The sequence below is a fragment of the Vibrio sp. CB1-14 genome, from assembly GCF_040412085.2.
Lineage (GTDB): Bacteria > Pseudomonadota > Gammaproteobacteria > Enterobacterales > Vibrionaceae > Vibrio > Vibrio chaetopteri.
In genome coordinates this window covers 1,574,428-1,593,691 of sequence record NZ_CP115921.1, presented here as the reverse complement: position 1 = coordinate 1,593,691, position 19,264 = coordinate 1,574,428, and the positions used below count along the sequence as shown (strand labels likewise).

The window sequence follows — 19,264 nt, the reverse complement described above, 5'->3', positions numbered from 1 at the left end:
TAAACAATTATTGGTAAAAACCAAGATACCAACCACAAAAAAGCCCAGCGTTAAAACCGGGCTTTAGCAATTCAGTATCTAGATTTAGAAATGCAGGTGAATAACCGATGTTGCAATGCATGCTGGGCGGCGTACACCTTCGATCTCAACTCGAATTTCACGTTCAATTTCTAAACCTTTACGAATAGGTGTTACCTTAACCAAGGTACTCTTAGCGCGCAGGTTACTGCCTACTTTCACAGGATAGGGGAATCGAACCTGATTAAGGCCGATATTCACCATCATTTTCGCTGTAGGGAACAGTGGTTTGTCTGGATCAACACTGTCCGTCAGGGCTGGCAACAATGACAGAGTAAGAAAGCCGTGCGCAATCGTCGTTTTAAACGGTGACTCTTGTTCAGCACGTTCAGGGTCTGTGTGTATCCACTGATTATCTTCTGTAATCGAACCGAATTGATTGATACGCTCCTGACCCACATGAATCCAGCTACCTTCGTGAATAACTGTACCTATTTGGTCTTGCAATTCATCAAATAACACTTGAGCTGCGGGCTTGAGCACAATTTCTGGTTCGACCTGTGTAACTTCTGGTTCATTCACCGCTGGCTTGTGATAGTCTCGAACCCACGCTAGGAAATTACTGTGGTTCGTTTTATCAACAAACTCAGTCCAATACTCTCTAATCGCCGGCGACATCCATTGCATAAGCTCAGACTGATGCTTAATAGAATCAGCTCTTTGTTTAAACAATTTAACAACTTTCATCTTGACCTCAAATCACAGTTCGTGAGAACTAACCGTAATATTTTGAAGCAACATACGCGAACACGCAAACATTTTTGAGCGAACATGCGTATTCTGAATGGTGTTTTATTCCAATAAAACAATATCTTAGCAATAAAAAACAAAGTTTTATTTTGTGCACTCCATCAGCTTCGATCCGCTACGGAATCGTTTGCTGCTAAGGCACTCGTTTCTAAAACACATACATTGCGTAACGTTTCACCAGATTGGCCAGATTTAAAGCAAACAGTCAAAAAGCATGAATTTTTCGCTTTACAGTTACCTCCCCCCCCTCTATTATTAGCGCCAACACGGAGAGATGGCTGAGTGGTCGAAAGCACCGGTCTTGAAAACCGGCAACCGTTAATAGCGGTTCTAGGGTTCAAATCCCTATCTCTCCGCCACATTCTAAAAAGCCGCTGATAATTCAGCGGCTTTTTTTCGTTCTAGCTCATAAAACTTATCAATTGCTAGCACGCTACTAGACTCACAAAATCTACCTACCCCCTGCCTATCTCCACCGTTAAAGATTCGGTTCTAAGTTGTGAAACCATACACGAATCCAGTTAACGCGACTCTGCCCTTCTATGTCGTAAAGAAGCTAACTTCTTAGTAGTTACTCGTATGTGTAGTGATTTGACTCATGTGAGCATGACTTGCCCTACGTAAACACAGACAATATTAGCCATGGCTACTATTTCCACTCTCTACAAGTTTGGGGCACAACGATTTCTAGCTCTACGTCTATGCTCAGTGATGACATTGAATTAAAGCAAGCTGATCACCTCAGCGATTTACTACGCGATCAGCCAGGCGTTGATGTGGGTGGCACTCACTCTATGAACCAAAGCATCAATATCCGTGGTTTAAGTGAACTTGACCTAAACATCACTATCGATGGTGCCAGCCAAACAAACAACGTTTTTCACCACGTCGGTAACCTTCTGATTAACCCAGATATTTTAAAAGCTGTTGATCTTAGAGTTGGTAATAATTCTGTGCTCAATAGCGGTCTTGGTGGCGGCGTTGCATTCGAAACAAAAGACGCGAAAGATTTGTTGCGTCCAGGTGAGAAAGCAGGCGCTCGTTTGTTTGGCGGGATAGCGACAAACGACTATCATCACTACTCTGGGACATTGTTTTCTCAGCTTTCGGACAATGTCGATGGCCTTTTCTATTACAACGCTATTGACCGTAAAAACCCTAACGATGGTGAAGGCAACACCATGACTGGTGAAGAGGGTAAAACCGAAAACTACATCGCCAAGCTAGGTTGGGATATCAATGATTCTAACCGTATCAAACTTTCTTATGACTACTACAAAGATGCAGGTGACTACAGCGTTAAGTCGAACATGGGAGATAGCTATCCAGACCATAAAAAGCTAATCCGACCAACCAAATACGTTCGCGATACTGTAACACTCAACCATGAGCTCTCTTTGGGCATGACAGAGGTAAGATCGAGTTTGTACTGGAACCAGATGAACTACTCGAACCTGAACCCACAAACAAGCATTGTCTCTGAAGGTAATACACAAGTGTTTGGCTTAAACAGCCTTGCTGAGTCATCTCTATTCATTGGCGACACGAGTAACCTGGTTCGCTATGGATTGGACGCAAAGAAAGAAGAAGCTAAGAGAATAGATGCAGGAACCTCATCGGGTGAAGAGTCAGCAGATACCTTCGCAATTTATGCCGAAGATGAGATTGCTATTTCCGACAGTTGGACCGTGATACCAGGCGTTCGCTACAACTACTACAAGTTGGATATGAAGGCTTCGGACAACTCATTTTCCACACCGACTTTCGGTTTAGCAACAACGTATGATATTACCAATGAATGGCGGGTAAGAGCTAGCGCTACCGAACTCTTTAAGGGGCCAGGTCTGACAGGTTCTTACTTAGAATCAGGGTCGAGCTACAACCCAAACTTAAAAGCTGAAACTGGCGTCAACTATGAAGCTGGCCTAGCCTACCAGACTATTGGCATGCTTGGGCTCGATCAGTTCGGTTTCTCGTTCACTGCTTTCCAAACAGACATCAATGACTATATTGATGACGTTTGGACTGGTAAATCTCAGTTCATAGACAACGAAGGTGACGTAGAAATCCAAGGCTTCGAGTCTGTGGTTAATATGACTTATTCAGATTTTTCAGGTCGTGTAACCTACGCGAAATCAGACTCTGAGTTCACTTCTGTTAAGCCTGGCGGCCGTTATGTAGTGGGGCAATCTCTTGATGATGAAGTCGGTGATAGCATTTCTGTTAACCTAGGTTACGCTTTTCCTGAGCTAGGGTTAGACATGAATTGGAACAGCCAAATTGTGTTCGACCTCGATAAAAAAGTCGAAGAAGACACGGCAAAAGAAGGTTATAACACGCATAAATTTGATGTGCGTTGGGTACCGACGACGCTACGAGATCTAACAGTAACCGCATCTATTGAGAACATATTTAACGAGCAGTATGTGTCACATGCGTCTCATGACCTTGGGTATGCGGACTATGAACCAGGTCGTAACTTTAAACTCTCAGCTGCATACGTATTTTAAACGTTTTCCAGCCTAGAGAGGTATACATAAGAACGCCCTTCCCCTTCCCATCAAAAAAGCTCGCATAGCGAGCTATTTTTAATCACGTTAGTTTTTCACTGACTCGATATATTGATTTCGAACCCATATGAAAGCAGGATCTTGGTGATATCGCTTGTGCCAATACAAGTAAACATCTCTAGAAGGATGCTGCAGTTCTTTTGGAACTTCTCGACAAACGATGTCATGGCAACTCTCAGCTCTCTCTGCATATGACGTTGGTAGATGAAAAATGATGTCTGTAGACGCTGCAATGGGGATTGCAGACGAAAAATTATTCAGCCGAACTGGCGTAGAAATCTGACCATTATGACCCAGTAAACCTAAAGCTTGAAAACGTGGTTCTATGGATAACCTCTTATCTCCTTGGAGTGCGATTTGTCCAAAATGACAGTGCTGTAATAATTCCGGCGTCAACTTAGCTTGCGCAAGTGGGTGAGCTGCGGACATCACTAGTCGAAAATCTCTTTGTATCAAACGATGCCTGTACAACTCTTGATCACTAAAAGGTGGTTCGTGATGAGAAATAGTAAAGTGATGCTCTCCGGACAATAAACCTTCAAAATGTGGTTTCGAGACGGTATCGAGTTCAAACGTCATTTGTGGCGCAATACAGCGCATTCGCGCCAAAAAGTCTGGAAACATTAAGTCCATATGTGGGGATAAGCCAAAAAACTTTATTGTTTTTTCACTCACTTCCGGGTCGAACTCTTCCCCATCTATTAGCTCTTCTAAGTTAGCAAGGACAGAGTTTAGTTGGAGCTTAATTCGTTCTGCTTTGGGTGTGAGGTCATATCCGTTAGAACTACGAACCAAAAGAGGATCGTCGAACAGCTTTCGCAATTTGTTAAGTGCTCGGCTAACCGTCGGTTGACTCAAATTCATAAAGAGTGCGGTATTACTAACGTGTTTCTCTTGGAGTAAGTGTTTCAATACCACTAACTGATTAAGATCTATTTGACTAAAGTTCATCGAGTACTGCTGATGTAAATTGGAATCGTTATCAATAAAGTGTAACAAAAGTTGCATCCAGAAAGAACCATAGAAACACGATGACATCTACTAACCGCAAAGAGTCCACTATGAGGAGTCAACTATACTGATAGACATAACTTCTAACGGAGTGAGAAACGAATATGAAGATAATCCGTTATCTTGCCTTACTACTGTATTTCCCTATGATCAGTCTTGCCGCCGACACTCACAGCATGAGAGTAAAAGCGAGTGCCTATACCTCAGCAATCGGCGAAACCGACTCTACGCCTAACATTGGCGCCTGGGGAGATAAACTGACACCAGGAATGAAAGCTATCGCCGTCTCTCGTGATCTCATTGAGCTTGGTTTGACACACAACCAGCGCGTTACAATTAAAGGGTTCGAAGGTACCTATTTCGTTTTAGACAAGATGAATAAGCGTTGGACTAAAAAAATCGATATCTATATGGGAAACGATGTTGAGAAGGCAAAGCAATGGGGAGTAAGAAACGTCACTATTTACTGGACTAACGAAGAAAAATAGGTGAAACACTCAATAAAAACGAACGGCCGCCTCTCAGCCAGCCGTCCTTTTTTTATTGAATAGAACTAGGCATACCCCATTAGGCTCGGCAGCCAAAGTACTATTCCAGGCATGACCAGTAGCACCGCTATAGTGATGACATCCGCAACAAAAAATGGCAAACAGCCACGGAAGACATCTTGTACCGAACATTCAGGACGGACACCCGCGACCACGAAACAGTTTAGACCAATAGGCGGCGTAATTAGACACAACTCGGCCATTTTCACCACGATGATACCAAACCAAATCGCGCATCCTACTCCTGACACCCCAAAAGCAGAATCTACAGCAGCCACATCCGCGCCACCATTTAGTGCAATCACGGCGGGATACACTACAGGCAGTGTGAGCAGTAACATCCCAATCGCATCCATAAACATTCCAAGCACAGCATAGGCGCAAAGGATGAGTAGAAGCGTCAACATTGGGCTTTGTTCAAGACTCACTATCCAATCGGAGAAAGCCGTTGGTAAATCGGCAAAACCCAGAAAGCGGACGTATATCAGCACGCCCCAGATAATCGCAAATATCATCGCAGACAGCTTTGCTGTTTCCATCAAAGAGCTTTTGATTTCTTTCCAGCGACTACCATGAAAAATAGCCAGCGCCAGAATAAGCGAAGCACCAAGCGCACCAGCCTCGGTTGGTGTGCCAACACCACCATAGATACAAACAACAATAATGCCCACTACAGCAAAGATTGGCATTGCGCCCGGCAGCGCTTCAAATCTTTCTTTCCAAGTAAAGCCTCTCACCGGTGGGCCAAAGTTCTTTTTGGTTAGCGCTAAAAATACGACTAGTCCACCGTAGATCAACGCCGATACCGCTCCAGGTAAGAACCCCGCCATGAGCAATGCACCAACATCTTGTTCAACAATAATGGCGTAGATCACCAATATGGCAGACGGGGGAATAAGCGATGCCAGCGTGCCACCAGCCGCCACGACGCCCGCTGCAAATCGCTTGTCGTAACCGAGCTTTAGCATTTCTGGTACAGCTATACGCGCAAAAACAGCAGAGGTGGCGACAGAGGCACCCGACACAGCAGCAAAGCCGGCTGTTGAAAATACCGTTGCCACACCCATACCACCCGGTAGCCAGCCCACCCAACGTTTGGCAGCTTCGAACAGAGAGCGAGTTAAACCTGCATGGTAGGCGAGAAAACCAATAAGGATAAAGGTTGGAATGAGCGATAGTGCCAGTGATGACACTTTAGAATGCGGGATCGTCCCTGCCATTTTGATGGCAACCAGTAGACCACGCTCAAAACCTAGCTTGGCGGAGAAGATCCAGACCAGTCCAAAGAAGCCCGCGATTGCCGCAGCAAACGCAACGCGAACCCCGATGACCACCAAGAGCAACATAAAACCAGAGACCCAGAGCCCTATTTCAATCGAATCCATAGAGCCCATTGCGTCAAACAGAGACATCATTTCTGCCCCTCCTTGCCATCATCAGCACTTACCGTTTCGGCTTCTTTGGCAGCAACTTCCGCGGCAGATTCAATCATTGGTACCGCTACGGGCTTGTCATCTCCTCGTTTAAACGCTCTAAGGTACGCCCACAGTTGTAAGACGAGCCTAAGCGCTAATATTGACAAAGCAAAGGGTACGACAAGTTTAGCTGGCCAAGTTGGTAGATTAATATCTACCGAAGAGTCGCCAATGGAGTATGCGCGCCAAAAATGCAGATAAGAGCCGTATATCAACAATGATGTAACCACCAGCATCAGCAGTGTCGAGATAAACTCGGTCAGCCACAGCCAACGCCCCTTGAAACGACCAACAAGAATATCCATACGAATATGACCGCCCATCCGCTGAGTGTAAGCAATACCCAGAAAGGCAATGAACGCCATGGCTTGCTCGACCCAATCGATGTAGCCACTAATCGGCATCGAAAACAACCAGCGGCCCAATATATTGGTGGTCGCTAATGCCACCAGTGCAACGATCACGCACCCCGCGGCGAGATTGAGTAATGACTCAAGTTTAAAGAATACCCTATCGACCCGACTTACCGCCGAGCTGTCCTCTAATACAGACGCAGACATACTCGAAATCCTTTTGGTATTTACAAATAAAAACGAGCGCTAGTGTTACCTAGCGCTAAAACAACTAAATAGAAATAGTGAAGTTAGTTTTTCTGTTTGAACAGAGCGTCGGTATAATCGAATAGCGCCTTAGCGTCGAACTGCCCTTGGTATTTTTTCACCCAATCTTCACGCACTGAGGCTGCGAGTTCATTCAGCTGCGCTGTTTGTTCTGGGGTAAATGTCACTTGTTTCACCGACTCATCCGCAATGGCTTTGTCAAACTTAGCGGTGGTATTTTGCTCATAGTTTGAAACATAGTAATCAAGTGCTTCTGGTACCGAGCTTAATAAGGCTTCGCGGTGTTCCGGTTTTAGCATTTCCAGTGCTTCTGTATTAACAACAACTGGGCAGTTTGCAGAACCGAGGTTGAGGTTAGTCGTCACCCAATTAGCCACTTTATAGGTATTGGTCGCTAGGTGAGCATGAGGCGCAAACGAAGCCGCATCGATGACCCCAGAGTCCATAGATTGACGTACTTCAGAGAAAGGTACCGTTGTTTTGACTGCACCAATCTTACCCAACACACTCATGATTCCGCCGGGATCACGTACTCTAAGCCCTTTAAAGTCTTCCAAAGACTCAAGGTCATCACTCTTACTGGCAATATTGTACTGAGGAAGTGGCGTTGGCATTAACAAGGTTGCGTTCCATCTCGCCAAATCTTTTTTTACCTCTGGGTGATTAAACACCTCGGTATAAATCTCCCCGACTCGCGCTAAAGACACATCCTGTGAGAATGGAAGTTCAGTCACCGTGATTGTAGGGTTTTTGTCGGTATGATAGAAAGAACAAAACTGCGCCATTTCAAACGCACCAAATGAGATACCATCTAGGTTTTCACGCGCCTTCGACAAGCCGCCATAGGAAAGCACTAATTTGAAATCGCCGTTGGTTTTTTGCTCTACCAACTCAGCTAGCTTTTCAACATTCTCGGTAAACGCTCGACGTTTACCCCATAAAGATACATTCCACTCAGTAGCAGCATGAACTTCTGCCGCCACGAATCCTGTCAAAATAAGTGATACTGTTAATGCCGTTTTTGTTGCTTTCATCGACAACTTCTCCTAATCCTTTTTCATTTCTTTAGCGCGCGTTGACCACGACACTACTAGCCCAGAATCCACTGTTTACCTGGGTCTTAAGCTAACTCAATGATAAGAATAGAGTATTGTTAACATTTCGCTCAAAATGTTAACGTTTTTGCAGTGCAGGGCACGTTATCGTTGTTCAAACGCACTTGAACTGGTCATTCATCACGACAGTCAATTCAAAACCCATTCATTTCCAAGGGTTATGATGATTGACCCTCTCCTGCAGATACACTAGCATCGCCCTGATTTTACTCGACGCCTGTTTTATTGAGTCTTTTATGAAGCACATTCTTTCTTTGGCTATTCCTCTTATTGTCTCTCAACTTATCTCAATGGCGCTGGTATTGACCGATGTCTGGATGATGGCCAGACTCAGCGTAGAAGATCTTGCTGGCGGCGGATTGGGAGCGTCTGTGTATACATTCGTTTTCCTGGTTTCAGGAAGCATCGTCGGCTGTGTAGCTAACCTCATTGCAATAGCGTACGGGCAAAGCGTTGCGAGGCCGTCCTTTGGCAGACAACAAATACGCTTTGCCGTTAAGGGCGCTCTTATTCTCTCTGTCGTAATAACCGCAATTGCTAGCCTTGCTCTTAACCTTACAGATGAGTTACTGGCAGTGGCGAAACAACCCGTTGACGCCATTCCAATCGCTACCAACTATCTTGATGCGCTTAAATGGGCCATGTTACCTACCCTGTTGTTACTGATCCTACGCGGTCTAACTAGCACGTTTGGCGATGCAAAGTCGGTAATGTGGATGTCACTTGCCACCGTCGTTCTCAACGTACCGCTAAGTTATTGGTTTGCTTTTACCCTTAAAGGTGGAATTGCTGGGCTTGGTTGGGGAACAACTCTCGCAGCAACATTAATTCTGTTTGCATACGGTGCGTGGGTGTTTCGCCAAGAAAAATATTATCGATTCGCGCCATGGAAAAGGGGTTCAGAGTATTCATGGCGCTTAACACTCCCACTGTTATCACTCGGTTTACCTATTGCTGTTGCTAGCGCGCTAGAACTGAGCCTAATTTATGGTAGTACCATACTCGCAGGTATGCTTGGTGTGACAGCACTGGCACTACACCAAGTACTTCTTCAGTGTTTAAATTTTAGTTTCAACATAAACTTTGGCTTCTCCCAAGCCGCTGCAATTTTGACAGGCAAAGACTTTGGTCAAGAGCGCTTTCAAAACATTAAAGTGATTGCACTGCGAAGTTTCATTCTAGTCACATTGATTAGCGCCTTGCTTGCGATAACATTTAGCACCTGGCCGCACGTCATTGCTGGTATGTTTGATTTTGATAGCTCGAACCAAAACCTTAGTAATGAGCTAGCGTCAATTATTTGGGTTGTTGCGCTTTGCTTCGTGGTGGATGGTTGGCAACTTCTGACAATGAACCTTTTACGCGGTATGAAAATCGTCAATATGCCAATGCTACTTACCGCAATTGGTTACTGGGTCTTTGGCCTTAGTAGTGCGTGGGGGCTAATGGCACACTTCCAGTTAGTTGGCGTGTGGGGAGGGGTGGCTATTGGACTTGCGGCGACGGGCATACTGTTAATAGGATTGCTAACCATCAGCTTTAAGCGTTCAATCAAGCCTCCAACCGTAACTCAAAAGTCCCAGAAACACTGTTACTAATCGTACATATTTTCTTAGCGTCTTTTAGTAACTTTTCTGCGAGCTCTCGCTCTGAATATATGCCTTTACTTAACTGGATGTCATAGTGGGTAAAATGGGCCGGCAGAAACTCGCCTTTGTGCCCAGTAATTTGGATATGAAATGACTGTATTTCGATTTTTCTTCGAAGCGCTAGCTTTTGCAAAGAGATGGCCATACAAGAACCAATTGAATACAGAAAAGTCTCTGCTGGATTATCTAAAACGGGAGCAACTGAAAGCTCACTAAGCACACGGCCATACCTTAAACCTCCATGCTCATCGAACGAAACCAATATAGGGCCTTCACTCGATGGCTTCACTCTGAACGTCATTTCCTTCTCCGCTTGCATCTGCCTAATCAAACACTACTGGAACTTTTTGTTGTTGTACATTTCCGTCAGCGGTGCCTAAAAGCACTATAAACGACAGTGTTCCTAATACAAGTCTCTATAAAACCAAACAAGCACTCCATCAGGAAACCAAAAAAGCACTCCATCAGGAGTGCTTCATTTATTGTGCGTTCTATTCAACGGAGTGTGAACAACCTAAAGCTCAATTGTTACCGCTTCACCATCCACAGTTAACTCAAGAATATCGCCGACTAGTTTATAAGACACTTCCACTTGCTGACCTTCGTTCTTATTAGGAACAAGCAACGTCAGAATGTTATGCTCTTTCGCTGCACCGAACTCAACTTCCACGTGACGGTGGATTTCAAGATCTTGGTACTCGTATGGGTCAACCTCACCAAACCCTTCAACGTTCTTCACAGACAGGATGTTGTCTTGAGATTCATTGATAAAGTTTACGTCTAGGTGGGCTACTTCGCCTTGAATTGTGAATGACTTTTCAGCCACTTCGTTAGCGAATGTGGTGTGCATCAACCAAGTCATGTCTTTCTCTTCAGATAGAGAAGCCTTGTCTTGCATAACAAACACTTTACCCTTCACAAACCAGATCTTGCGTTTGTAAGATTCAATTTCAGGGACAAAGTATTGGTATGATGCCGTAGCGTCACCTTCTACCATCTTCACATCAGACTCTGTGTCGTAATCAGTGATCTGACCGCCAGCTTCAATACAGAAGCGATCTTGGTGACCTTCGTAGCCCGTGTTTTTGTTCTCACCGTACTGACCTTTGCCACCAAATAGAGGTAGGTTTTTAGAGAACGTTTGACGGCGCCACTTAGTATGCATGTCCACACCGAAACCACCGTAGTAGCCAGTGATCGCTGCTAGCGTCTCACCGAATGCATGTAGAGTGAACGCATTCTGGTCACCGTGAGAGTGAGAGATAGAACCAAATGGAGAACACTTAAATACCATATGGATATGGTTATCACGCTCAGTCATCTTGTTATGGAAAGCTGCCCAGCCAGTGATTGGGAACACCTTCAATAGTGGATCATTTGATGGTGCTTGCTCTTCTGGTGCATCCCAAAGAATGTTGAAGCGGAGATCGTCGTAGCCGAAGTCCCACCAACCGAAGTTGTAGAATTTCGTGTGTGCTTCAGTATCACGCCCCTTAAGCTGGTTATAGTACCAAACGTACTCAGGCTTTTGGTTAACACCTGCGTAGTGCTTGATGTTGTAAGCCAGTTTAAGACCAGGGAAATCACCGATTGAAGACTGGTCACAGAAGCTCGCGCGCTTAGAGTGAACAGGCATACAATACAGCGGGAAATCACCTGTGCTTTCGTAGAATGTCTTATTGAACATATCTACACCACAGTAAGCTTTCAATAGATCGAATGCTTCGCCTAGGAATGCAGTTTGCGTATTCCAGTAGTCAGGGCCTTCAGCCCAACCGCCATCTTCACCGCCCCATGGTGGGTAGTGTACTGCGTAGTATTCCAATGCATATGCAATGTACTCACCTGCTTTCGGGTGATCATGGTATAGCGCGATACATGTCGGGATGATAGCAGAAGAGATAGAACGAACACCGTGGCTGTTCAGTGGGTTGTTCAGTAGATCAACCGTTACTTTTAGGTGGTGCATGATTTCGTCTAGACGCTCAATCAGCGCATCTTGAACTTGCTGACGCTCTTCGTCGGTGAAGTGAGCGTGTAGCCAGTCATAACCCCAAGCCATTGCCGCGACAACACGGAACGCCGCTTCGTCATTGTAACCGCGAGACGTCACACCTTCAGGATCATAAGTAGACAGTTTTAACGTCCAAGCTTTTGCTTTGGCAATTAACTCTTCATCTTCTTTGACGATACCAGCGATAGCTAGATTACGAGTGGCATTAAGAGCCATTTGGCAATCAACATACATTTGACGCCAGTATGGACGCCATAGAGACGCCTTGCCAACTGTCTCCTCAGGATATGGCTTCGGCTCTTCATAAGGCGCTGTATCCAAAAACTTAACAGTTGAGTTGTTGTAGAAATCATCGAACATGCAGTGAGATTCGTCTGCACGCACAGCCGCTTTGAATGCTTCCAAATCAGCAGATTGGACAAGAAGACGCGGACGCGCTTCGCTCAAGTTATCTAGGAAAGACAAATCAAAGTCGCGTTTTTGGACTTCGATTGGGAGTAGGTCTACAAGGTTACCTGCTGAAGTGTCATTTTCCAGCTTCATCTTCCTGATGGCATCAAGAGATTTTTGGTTGCTCATGCTAACTCTCTTATTTCAAATTGAGTGAAATGGTATGAGACCCAATATACATCTTATTGTAATACAATTACATCAATTTCGATGAGTATTCGCTATTTTTAAGGAAAATCGTGACCTAGATTAAGTATTTTCCTCGTCCACATTTTAAGCAGTCTAGTCGCCACGTGGACATAAAAAAATAGCCGCTAATTTTAGCGGCTATTTGCTCAGTTAACGTGTTGAATACGTTATTACTTTGCATCTACACTTAGTTTGCAATTGCTTTCTGTGGTGCTCGCGCTGCGTTCACCAATAGAACACCAACTGAAAGCACGATTGAGCCACACAAGATGAATAATAAGCGACCTGTTGGTTCATTTGGAATCAGTGCCATCGCTAGGATACCGAAGCCAGCTACGCTGATTAGTTTACCCAACATACCACGCTGTTTCGTGTCTAGGTTTTGCTGTTCTTCCGAGTCGGCTACGACAGGTGTGTTCCAGTTCTCAAACAGTTTTTCAACTTCAGCTTCACGCTCTGGCGTACGGCCTTTGTACACTAGCGTTGTTGCTAGGAAGAAGCCACCGGTAAGCACTACGTGAGCTGCCAAGCTAAGTGCAACTTTCAAATCACCCCACTCGCGGCCAGTAAGAGCTTGCTCTAGACCAAACCAGTTTTGGATGTCTTCTGCCGTCAATGCGATACCAAAGATGTAAGAAACAAAGCCACCTACAACGAGTGTTGTCCAACCTGCCCAATCTGGCGTCTTGCGTACCCACATACCTAGAAGTACAGGGATTAGCATTGGGAAGCCGATCAACGCACCAACGTTTAGTACGATGTCGAACAAGCTCAAGTGACGTAGTGAGTTAATGAACAGACCAATACCAATGATAATGAAGCCCATGATAATCGTTGTAACCTTACTTACAACCACTAGCTCTTTTTGGGTCGCATTCGGACGAACAATCGGGCTGTAGAAGTTCATAACAAAGATACCAGCGTTACGGTTCAAACCAGAGTCCATTGAAGACATGGTTGCCGCGAACATTGCAGACATCAGTAGACCAACCATACCTGCTGGCATGACGTTTTGTACGAAAGCAAGGTAAGCTGCATCACCACCTACTGAACCGTACTGGTCAGCGAAGTCAGGCATAAATGCACTTACGTACCATGGTGGTAGGAACCAGATGATTGGACCAACAATCATAAGAACACATGCTAGACCTGCCGCTTTACGCGCATTTTCACTATCTTTAGCACATAGGTAACGGTATGCGTTGATGCTGTTGTTCATAACACCAAACTGCTTGATGAAGATGAACACTACCCAAAGGATAAAGATACTCACGTAGTTTAGGTTGTTACCAACGAAGAACTCACCGTCGAAGTTGCTAACAATATTGCCGATGCCACCACCGTGGAAGTATGCTGCAATCGCACAGGTAATCGTCACGGCCATGATAACAAGCATTTGCATGAAATCTGATGCGACAACCGCCCAAGAACCACCAGTTACTGCCATTAGCATCAACACCAAACCAGTCACAACGATTGTTGCTTCCATTGGGATGTTGAATACCGCTGCGACAAAGATAGCCAAACCATTAAGCCAAATACCAGCAGAAATCAAGCTGTCAGGCATACCAGCCCAAGTGAAGAACTGCTCTGAAGTTTTACCAAATCTTTGGCGAATCGCTTCAATCGCTGTTACTACGCGCAACTGTCGAAACTTTGGAGCGAAGTACAAATAGTTCATTAGGTAGCCAAAAGCATTGGCCAAGAATAGGATTACAACAACGAAACCGTCGCTGAACGCGCGTCCTGCGGCACCTGTAAACGTCCATGCTGAAAATTGCGTCATGAAGGCGGTTGCACCAACCATCCACCACAACATCTTACCGCCCCCACGAAAGTAGTCACTGGTTGATGTTGTGAACTTGCGGAACATCCAACCAATCGCTACTAAAAAGAAGAAGTAGGCAAGAACAACGAGAGTATCAATAGTCATTTTTTCAGCCTTAATTAAGGTTATCAATTTACTGCAGTTAGATTACTCTTTTGCCAACCTTATTTGTACTACAATATACCCAAGATGTGATCTAAAACAAAGGTTTCCGTCTTTCTAAAACGACCTTAAAGCCTCACCACAACTTATTACAACTGATGTAAGCACACAAATACAGAGCCACTACAAAAAAAATCTTAAATCATACAATACCAAATAAAAATTGTAAGTAAGTGCTGCTTAATCCTAGTTGCTAAAGAGGCCAAAACCAAAAAAGCGAGCTATCAAAGCTCGCTTTCCCTTATAGAACTTAATTCGCTTAGTTCACGTGCTCTACTGCCGCTTTCACCAAGGCACCTAGTTCGTCCCACTTACCTTCATCCATCAGCTTGGTTGGAACCATCCAAGTACCACCACACGCTAGAACTGATGAAATAGATAGGTAGTCGTCAACATTGTTCAAGCTAACGCCACCCGTTGGCATGAAGTTTACTGGGTAAACAGCTGACAACGCTTTAAGCATGCCAACACCGCCCGAAGGCTCCGCAGGGAAGAATTTCAATGTACGAAGACCCATTTCCATCGCCTGCTCAACCAGACTAGGGTTGTTCACACCAGGGACGATCGCCACACCTTTATCAATACAGTATTGAACAGTGCGAGGGTTGAAGCCTGGGCTTACGATAAAATCTACACCAGCTTCAATTGACGCATCAACCTGCTCATTAGTGAGTACCGTGCCAGAACCGATCAGCATTTCTGGAAACGCTTCGCGCATCGCTTTGATTGCATCAATTGCACATTCAGTACGTAGCGTGATCTCCGCACATGGCATGCCATTTTCTACTAATGCACGGCCAAGTGGAATGGCGTGCTCAACGTTATTGATAGCGATTACTGGAATAACTTTTAGCTTTGCTAGCTGTTCGTTTAAGGTTGTCATAATTTTCAAACTCATGTTCTAGAAAAGCCCGCAGTAACGCGAGCCTTTGGGATTTATAGGGATAGTTCTGGCATTTCAGTCAGAGGAATGATCGCGCCTTTGTGCTGAATTACTTGTCCTGCCATGCAGTGCCCGCTAAAAGCAGACTCTTGCGCAGTACCGCCTGTTAGGCGTTTCGCGAGGAAACCAGCACTGAATGAATCGCCAGCAGCAGTGGTATCGATAACATTCGACACTGGGTTAGGTGCTACAAACTCACGATTGTCACCTTCAACAACCAAACACGCTTCCGCACCACGTTTGATGATAATCTCTTTCACGCCAAGCCCTGAAGTACGATTAATACAGTCATCTAACTCTTTATCACCGTATAATGCTTGTTCGTCATCAAACGTCAGCATCGCGATGTCGGTCATTGATAGAACTTGCTCATACCAGTTAATCGCTTCTTGCTCATCACTCCAGAGCTTCGGACGGTAGTTGTTATCAAAGAAGACTTTACCACCGCGTTCTTTGAATTGCTTTAGAGTCTCAATCAGCTTTTCACGACCAGCTGGTGTAAGAATTGCCAACGTGATGCCGCTTAGATACAGCGAATCGTAGCCAAGTAGTTTCTCAACAAGAGCCGATGACTCTGGTTGTTCAAAGATGAATTTTGCCGCAGCCTCGTTTCTCCAATAGTGGAAGTAACGCTCACCTGTTTCATCTGTCTCAATGTAGTAGATGCCTGGGTTTTTGTCTTTGATTTGAAGGACATTAGAGGTATCGATACCCTCTTTTTGCCAAGTGCTGAGCATTTCACCACTGAACTCGTCGTGACCTAATGCCGTTACATAACTGACGTTGACATCATGCGCTCTCGTTAGCCTAGATAGGTATAGAGCGGTATTTAGAGTATCACCGCCGAATGTTTGCTGTAGCTGGCCATTTTTCTTCTGGAGCTCAACCATACACTCGCCAAGAACTGCAATATTAGTATTTTTCATGGGTGTTACCTTTGCAACAGTGATTGCTTAATTGATTATTTCAAAAAGTCTTCGCGAGCAGGGTTAAAGATGTCTAGAAGAATACTATCCTGCTCTAACGCTACGGCACCGTGCATCGCTAGCTTGCGAGCAAAGTAAGCATCGCCTTCTTTAAGCACTTGCTTTTCGCCATCAATTTCCGCTTCGAAACTACCACGTACAACGTAGCCAATTTGATCATGAATTTCGTGAGTGTGAGGATAACCAATCGCTCCTTTATCAAAGCACAGGTGAACAGCCATCAAGTCATCAGTGTACGCTACGATCTTGCGCTTTATACCATCGCCTAGATCGTCCCATGCGTGCTCGTCATTTATAAAGAAAGGATTCATGTTGATTCTCCACTTAAGGTTCACTCTAAGTTCTAACTAGTATGTACTATAAATCAAAAACGCTTTTGTAATACAATATACCCATAAAACTGTGATCTAGCTCAATATTAGCTTAACAAGAAAAAGTTAATCGTTTGCAATACACATCAACAAATACAGCTAAACATTCAAATATAATCATTAATAAACAGTGTTTTACAAATTACATAGTGACTTCAATCATCATTCTATCGACTCTAACTAGGCTTTAAGATGCTATTGTATTACCATTGTATGCAGAGACCAATTTAGTGAGCAAGACTCAACAGCGCAAGCGATAGAGTTTCGCTCCAAGCAATCAACCGGGTTAGTTCCAACGGGTAAGTTGTATACTAATCCACCGAGGAGAAACAATAATGAGCTATCAACCTCTTTTAATGAACTTTGAAGAAGCCGCTGAGCTTCGTAAAGCTTTAGGCACGGATAGCCTTATGGGAAAAGCACTGGCGCGCGACATTAAGCAGACAGATGCGTACATGACACAAGTAGGTATTGAGGTTCCTGGTCATGGTGAAGGTGGTGGTTACGAACACAACCGCCACAAACAAAACTACATCCATATCGACTTAGCGGGACGCTTGTTCTTGATTACGGAAGAGCAGAAATACCGCGATTACATCGTTGAAATGCTGACGGCTTATGCCAAGGTGTATCCAACTCTAGAAAGCAACACCAGTAAAGATACCAACCCTCCAGGCAAAATCTTCCATCAGACTCTTAATGAAAACATGTGGATGCTGTACGCCTCATGTGCGTATTCTTGTATTTATCACACGCTAGATGAAGAGCAAAAAGCCCTTATCGAAAATGACCTGTTTAAGCAAATGATCGATCTTTTCGTTGTAACCTATGGTCACGACTTCGATATCGTTCACAACCATGGTCTTTGGGCAGTTGCAGCTGTAGGTATCTGTGGTTACGCGATCAACGATCAAGAGTCTGTTAATAAAGCGCTCTATGGATTGAAACTCGACAAAGTGAGTGGTGGCTTTCTTGCTCAATTAGATCAGCTATTCTCGCCAGATGGTTACTACATGGAAGGGCCGTACTATCATCGTTTCTCATTGCGACCAATCTACCTGTTTGCAGAAGCCATTGAACGTCGCCAACCTGAGTTAGCTATCTACCAGTTTAACGACTCGGTTATCAAGACTACCTCTTACGCGGTATTCAAAACGGCATTTCCTGATGGCTCCCTACCCGCTTGTAACGACTCATCGAAGACCATCTCGATCAACGATGAAGGCGTCGTTATGGCAACGAGTGTCTGCTTCCATCGCTATGAAAAAGCAGAAACTTTGCTTGCTATGGCAAACCACCAGCAAAATGTTTGGGTACATTCGTCTGGCCTAACTCTATCGAATGCTGTGGAAGCAGCGGACGAGATCAAGCCATTCAACTGGGGTAGCTTATACCTAACAGATGGGTCTCAAGGTGAAAAAGGTGGTTTAGGTATTCTTCGTCACCGTGATAACCAAGACGACGATACCATGGCACTGATTTGGTTCGGCCAGCACGGTTCAGATCACCAGTATCATTCAGCACTCGATCATGGTCACTATGATGGTCTTCACTTGAGTATATTCAACCGTGGCCACGAAGTACTTCACGATTATGGCTATGGACGCTGGGTCAACGTAGAGCCTAAATTTGGTGGACGCTACATCCCAGAAAACAAGTCATACTGTAAGCAAACTGTCGCTCACAACACGGTCACTGTAAATCAGAAGACGCAGAATAACTTCAACACCGCACTTGCTGAATCTAAATTTGGTGAGAAGCATTTCTTTGACATCTCAAACGACAAGCTTCAAGGCATGAGCGGCCGAATTTCTGGCTACTACGACGGCGTACATATGCAGCGCAGCATCCTGCTTGCTGAATTGCCAGAGTTTGAAAAACCACTGGTTGTCGACGTATACCGAATCCAGTCAGAGGCAGAACATCAGTATGATCTTCCTGTTCATTATTCAGGCCAAATCATTCGTACCGATTTCGAGTATCAAACCGAAGCAACATTAAAGCCACTTGGCGAATCTGACGGTTATCAGCACCTTTGGAACCTAGGTTCTGGCAGCGTTGAAGACAGCTCGCTTGTGAGCTGGTTGGTTAATAACAGCTACTATTCACTTGTGACAAGTGCCAATAAAGACAGCGAAGTAATCTTTGCTCGACTAGGTGCAAATGACCCTGACTTCAACCTACGTAGTGAGCCTGCAATGATCATGCGCCAAACGGGTAAAGATCATGTATTCGCATCAGTACTAGAGACTCACGGTTACTTCAATGAAGAGTTTGAGCAATCTGTCAATGCTCGTGGCTTAGTAGAATCAGTGGGTGTTGTAGGTAACAATGACATCGCTACAGTCATTCAAATCAACATGACGACAGGTAAAACCTATTGCTTTGCTATCAGCAATCTCTCGGAAGATGAACAACAAGGTCAACACAGCGTTGAATTTGCCGGTCAAACGTTCTCATGGGAAGGCTCATTCGGCTTGGTTTAATGGGCATGGTTTAGTTGGA

15 protein-coding genes and 1 tRNA gene are annotated in these 19,264 nt (G+C 44.7%); 5 read left to right on the top strand and 11 right to left on the bottom strand.

All coding sequences use genetic code 11. The annotated features are described in order from the left end of the window. Positions 1-84: 84 nt before the first annotated feature. Positions 85-765 carry a MaoC family dehydratase gene (locus tag PG915_RS22955; protein ID WP_353499279.1) on the bottom strand — a complete coding sequence of 227 codons (681 nt, stop codon included), beginning with the start codon at positions 763-765 and terminating at the stop codon, positions 85-87. 331 nt (positions 766-1,096) lie between these two features. On the opposite strand from PG915_RS22955, the gene PG915_RS22950 reads away from it, so the two are divergent. After that, positions 1,097-1,187, top strand: a tRNA-Ser gene (locus PG915_RS22950). A gap of 252 nt (positions 1,188-1,439) precedes the next feature. Further along, positions 1,440-3,338: a TonB-dependent receptor domain-containing protein gene (locus tag PG915_RS22945; protein ID WP_353499278.1), complete on the top strand. Its 1,899-nt coding sequence runs from the start codon at positions 1,440-1,442 to the stop codon at positions 3,336-3,338. A gap of 87 nt (positions 3,339-3,425) precedes the next feature. Here PG915_RS22945 and PG915_RS22940 read toward each other — a convergent pair whose 3' ends face one another. Then, positions 3,426-4,349 (bottom strand): LysR family transcriptional regulator, encoded by a 924-nt coding sequence (locus PG915_RS22940; RefSeq protein ID WP_353499277.1) that lies wholly within the window; start codon positions 4,347-4,349, stop codon positions 3,426-3,428. Positions 4,350-4,513: 164 nt separating this feature from the next. On the opposite strand from PG915_RS22940, the gene PG915_RS22935 reads away from it, so the two are divergent. After that, positions 4,514-4,897 carry a 3D domain-containing protein gene (locus tag PG915_RS22935; RefSeq protein ID WP_353499276.1) on the top strand — a complete coding sequence of 128 codons (384 nt, stop codon included), beginning with the start codon at positions 4,514-4,516 and terminating at the stop codon, positions 4,895-4,897. 65 nt (positions 4,898-4,962) lie between these two features. Here PG915_RS22935 and PG915_RS22930 read toward each other — a convergent pair whose 3' ends face one another. The 3 genes from PG915_RS22930 to dctP form a co-directional block, all read right to left on the bottom strand. Then, a complete protein-coding gene (locus PG915_RS22930) occupies positions 4,963-6,372 on the bottom strand; it encodes a TRAP transporter large permease (RefSeq protein ID WP_353499275.1) in 1,410 nt (469 codons plus the stop codon). Then, positions 6,369-6,992, bottom strand: coding sequence for a TRAP transporter small permease subunit (locus PG915_RS22925; RefSeq protein ID WP_353499274.1), 624 nt, complete (start codon positions 6,990-6,992; stop codon positions 6,369-6,371). The genes PG915_RS22930 and PG915_RS22925 overlap by 4 nt, the downstream gene beginning before the upstream one ends. 83 nt (positions 6,993-7,075) lie before the next feature. After that, the gene (gene dctP, locus PG915_RS22920; RefSeq protein WP_353499273.1) at positions 7,076-8,086 is read right to left on the bottom strand and encodes a TRAP transporter substrate-binding protein DctP; all 1,011 of its coding nucleotides are present in this window, start codon (positions 8,084-8,086) and stop codon (positions 7,076-7,078) included. Positions 8,087-8,403: 317 nt separating this feature from the next. On the opposite strand from dctP, the gene PG915_RS22915 reads away from it, so the two are divergent. Continuing rightward, positions 8,404-9,765, top strand: coding sequence for an MATE family efflux transporter (locus PG915_RS22915; RefSeq protein ID WP_353499272.1), 1,362 nt, complete (start codon positions 8,404-8,406; stop codon positions 9,763-9,765). Here the strand turns inward: PG915_RS22915 and PG915_RS22910 are convergent. From PG915_RS22910 to PG915_RS22885, 6 genes are all read right to left on the bottom strand, one after another. Further along, positions 9,719-9,961, bottom strand: coding sequence for an OsmC family protein (locus PG915_RS22910; RefSeq protein ID WP_353500196.1), 243 nt, complete (start codon positions 9,959-9,961; stop codon positions 9,719-9,721). The genes PG915_RS22915 and PG915_RS22910 overlap by 47 nt on opposite strands. Before the next feature lie 369 nt (positions 9,962-10,330). Continuing rightward, a complete protein-coding gene (locus PG915_RS22905) occupies positions 10,331-12,409 on the bottom strand; it encodes a DUF4962 domain-containing protein (RefSeq protein ID WP_353499271.1) in 2,079 nt (692 codons plus the stop codon). A 247-nt stretch (positions 12,410-12,656) separates the two neighbouring features. Then, positions 12,657-14,402 carry a sodium:solute symporter family transporter gene (locus tag PG915_RS22900; RefSeq protein WP_353499270.1) on the bottom strand — a complete coding sequence of 582 codons (1,746 nt, stop codon included), beginning with the start codon at positions 14,400-14,402 and terminating at the stop codon, positions 12,657-12,659. 316 nt (positions 14,403-14,718) lie between these two features. Next, positions 14,719-15,342, bottom strand: a complete 624-nt coding sequence (locus PG915_RS22895; RefSeq protein ID WP_353499269.1) for a bifunctional 4-hydroxy-2-oxoglutarate aldolase/2-dehydro-3-deoxy-phosphogluconate aldolase — start codon at positions 15,340-15,342, stop codon at positions 14,719-14,721. Positions 15,343-15,395: 53 nt separating this feature from the next. After that, on the bottom strand, positions 15,396-16,328 hold the full coding sequence (locus PG915_RS22890; protein WP_353499268.1) for a sugar kinase: 933 nt from the start codon (positions 16,326-16,328) through the stop codon (positions 15,396-15,398). A gap of 35 nt (positions 16,329-16,363) precedes the next feature. Then, positions 16,364-16,699, bottom strand: a complete 336-nt coding sequence (locus PG915_RS22885; RefSeq protein ID WP_353499267.1) for a cupin domain-containing protein — start codon at positions 16,697-16,699, stop codon at positions 16,364-16,366. Between the two features lie 395 nt (positions 16,700-17,094). Between PG915_RS22885 and PG915_RS22880 the strand changes: the two genes are divergently transcribed. Further along, a complete protein-coding gene (locus PG915_RS22880) occupies positions 17,095-19,245 on the top strand; it encodes a heparinase II/III domain-containing protein (protein WP_353499266.1) in 2,151 nt (716 codons plus the stop codon). The last annotated feature ends 19 nt before the right edge of the window (positions 19,246-19,264 follow it).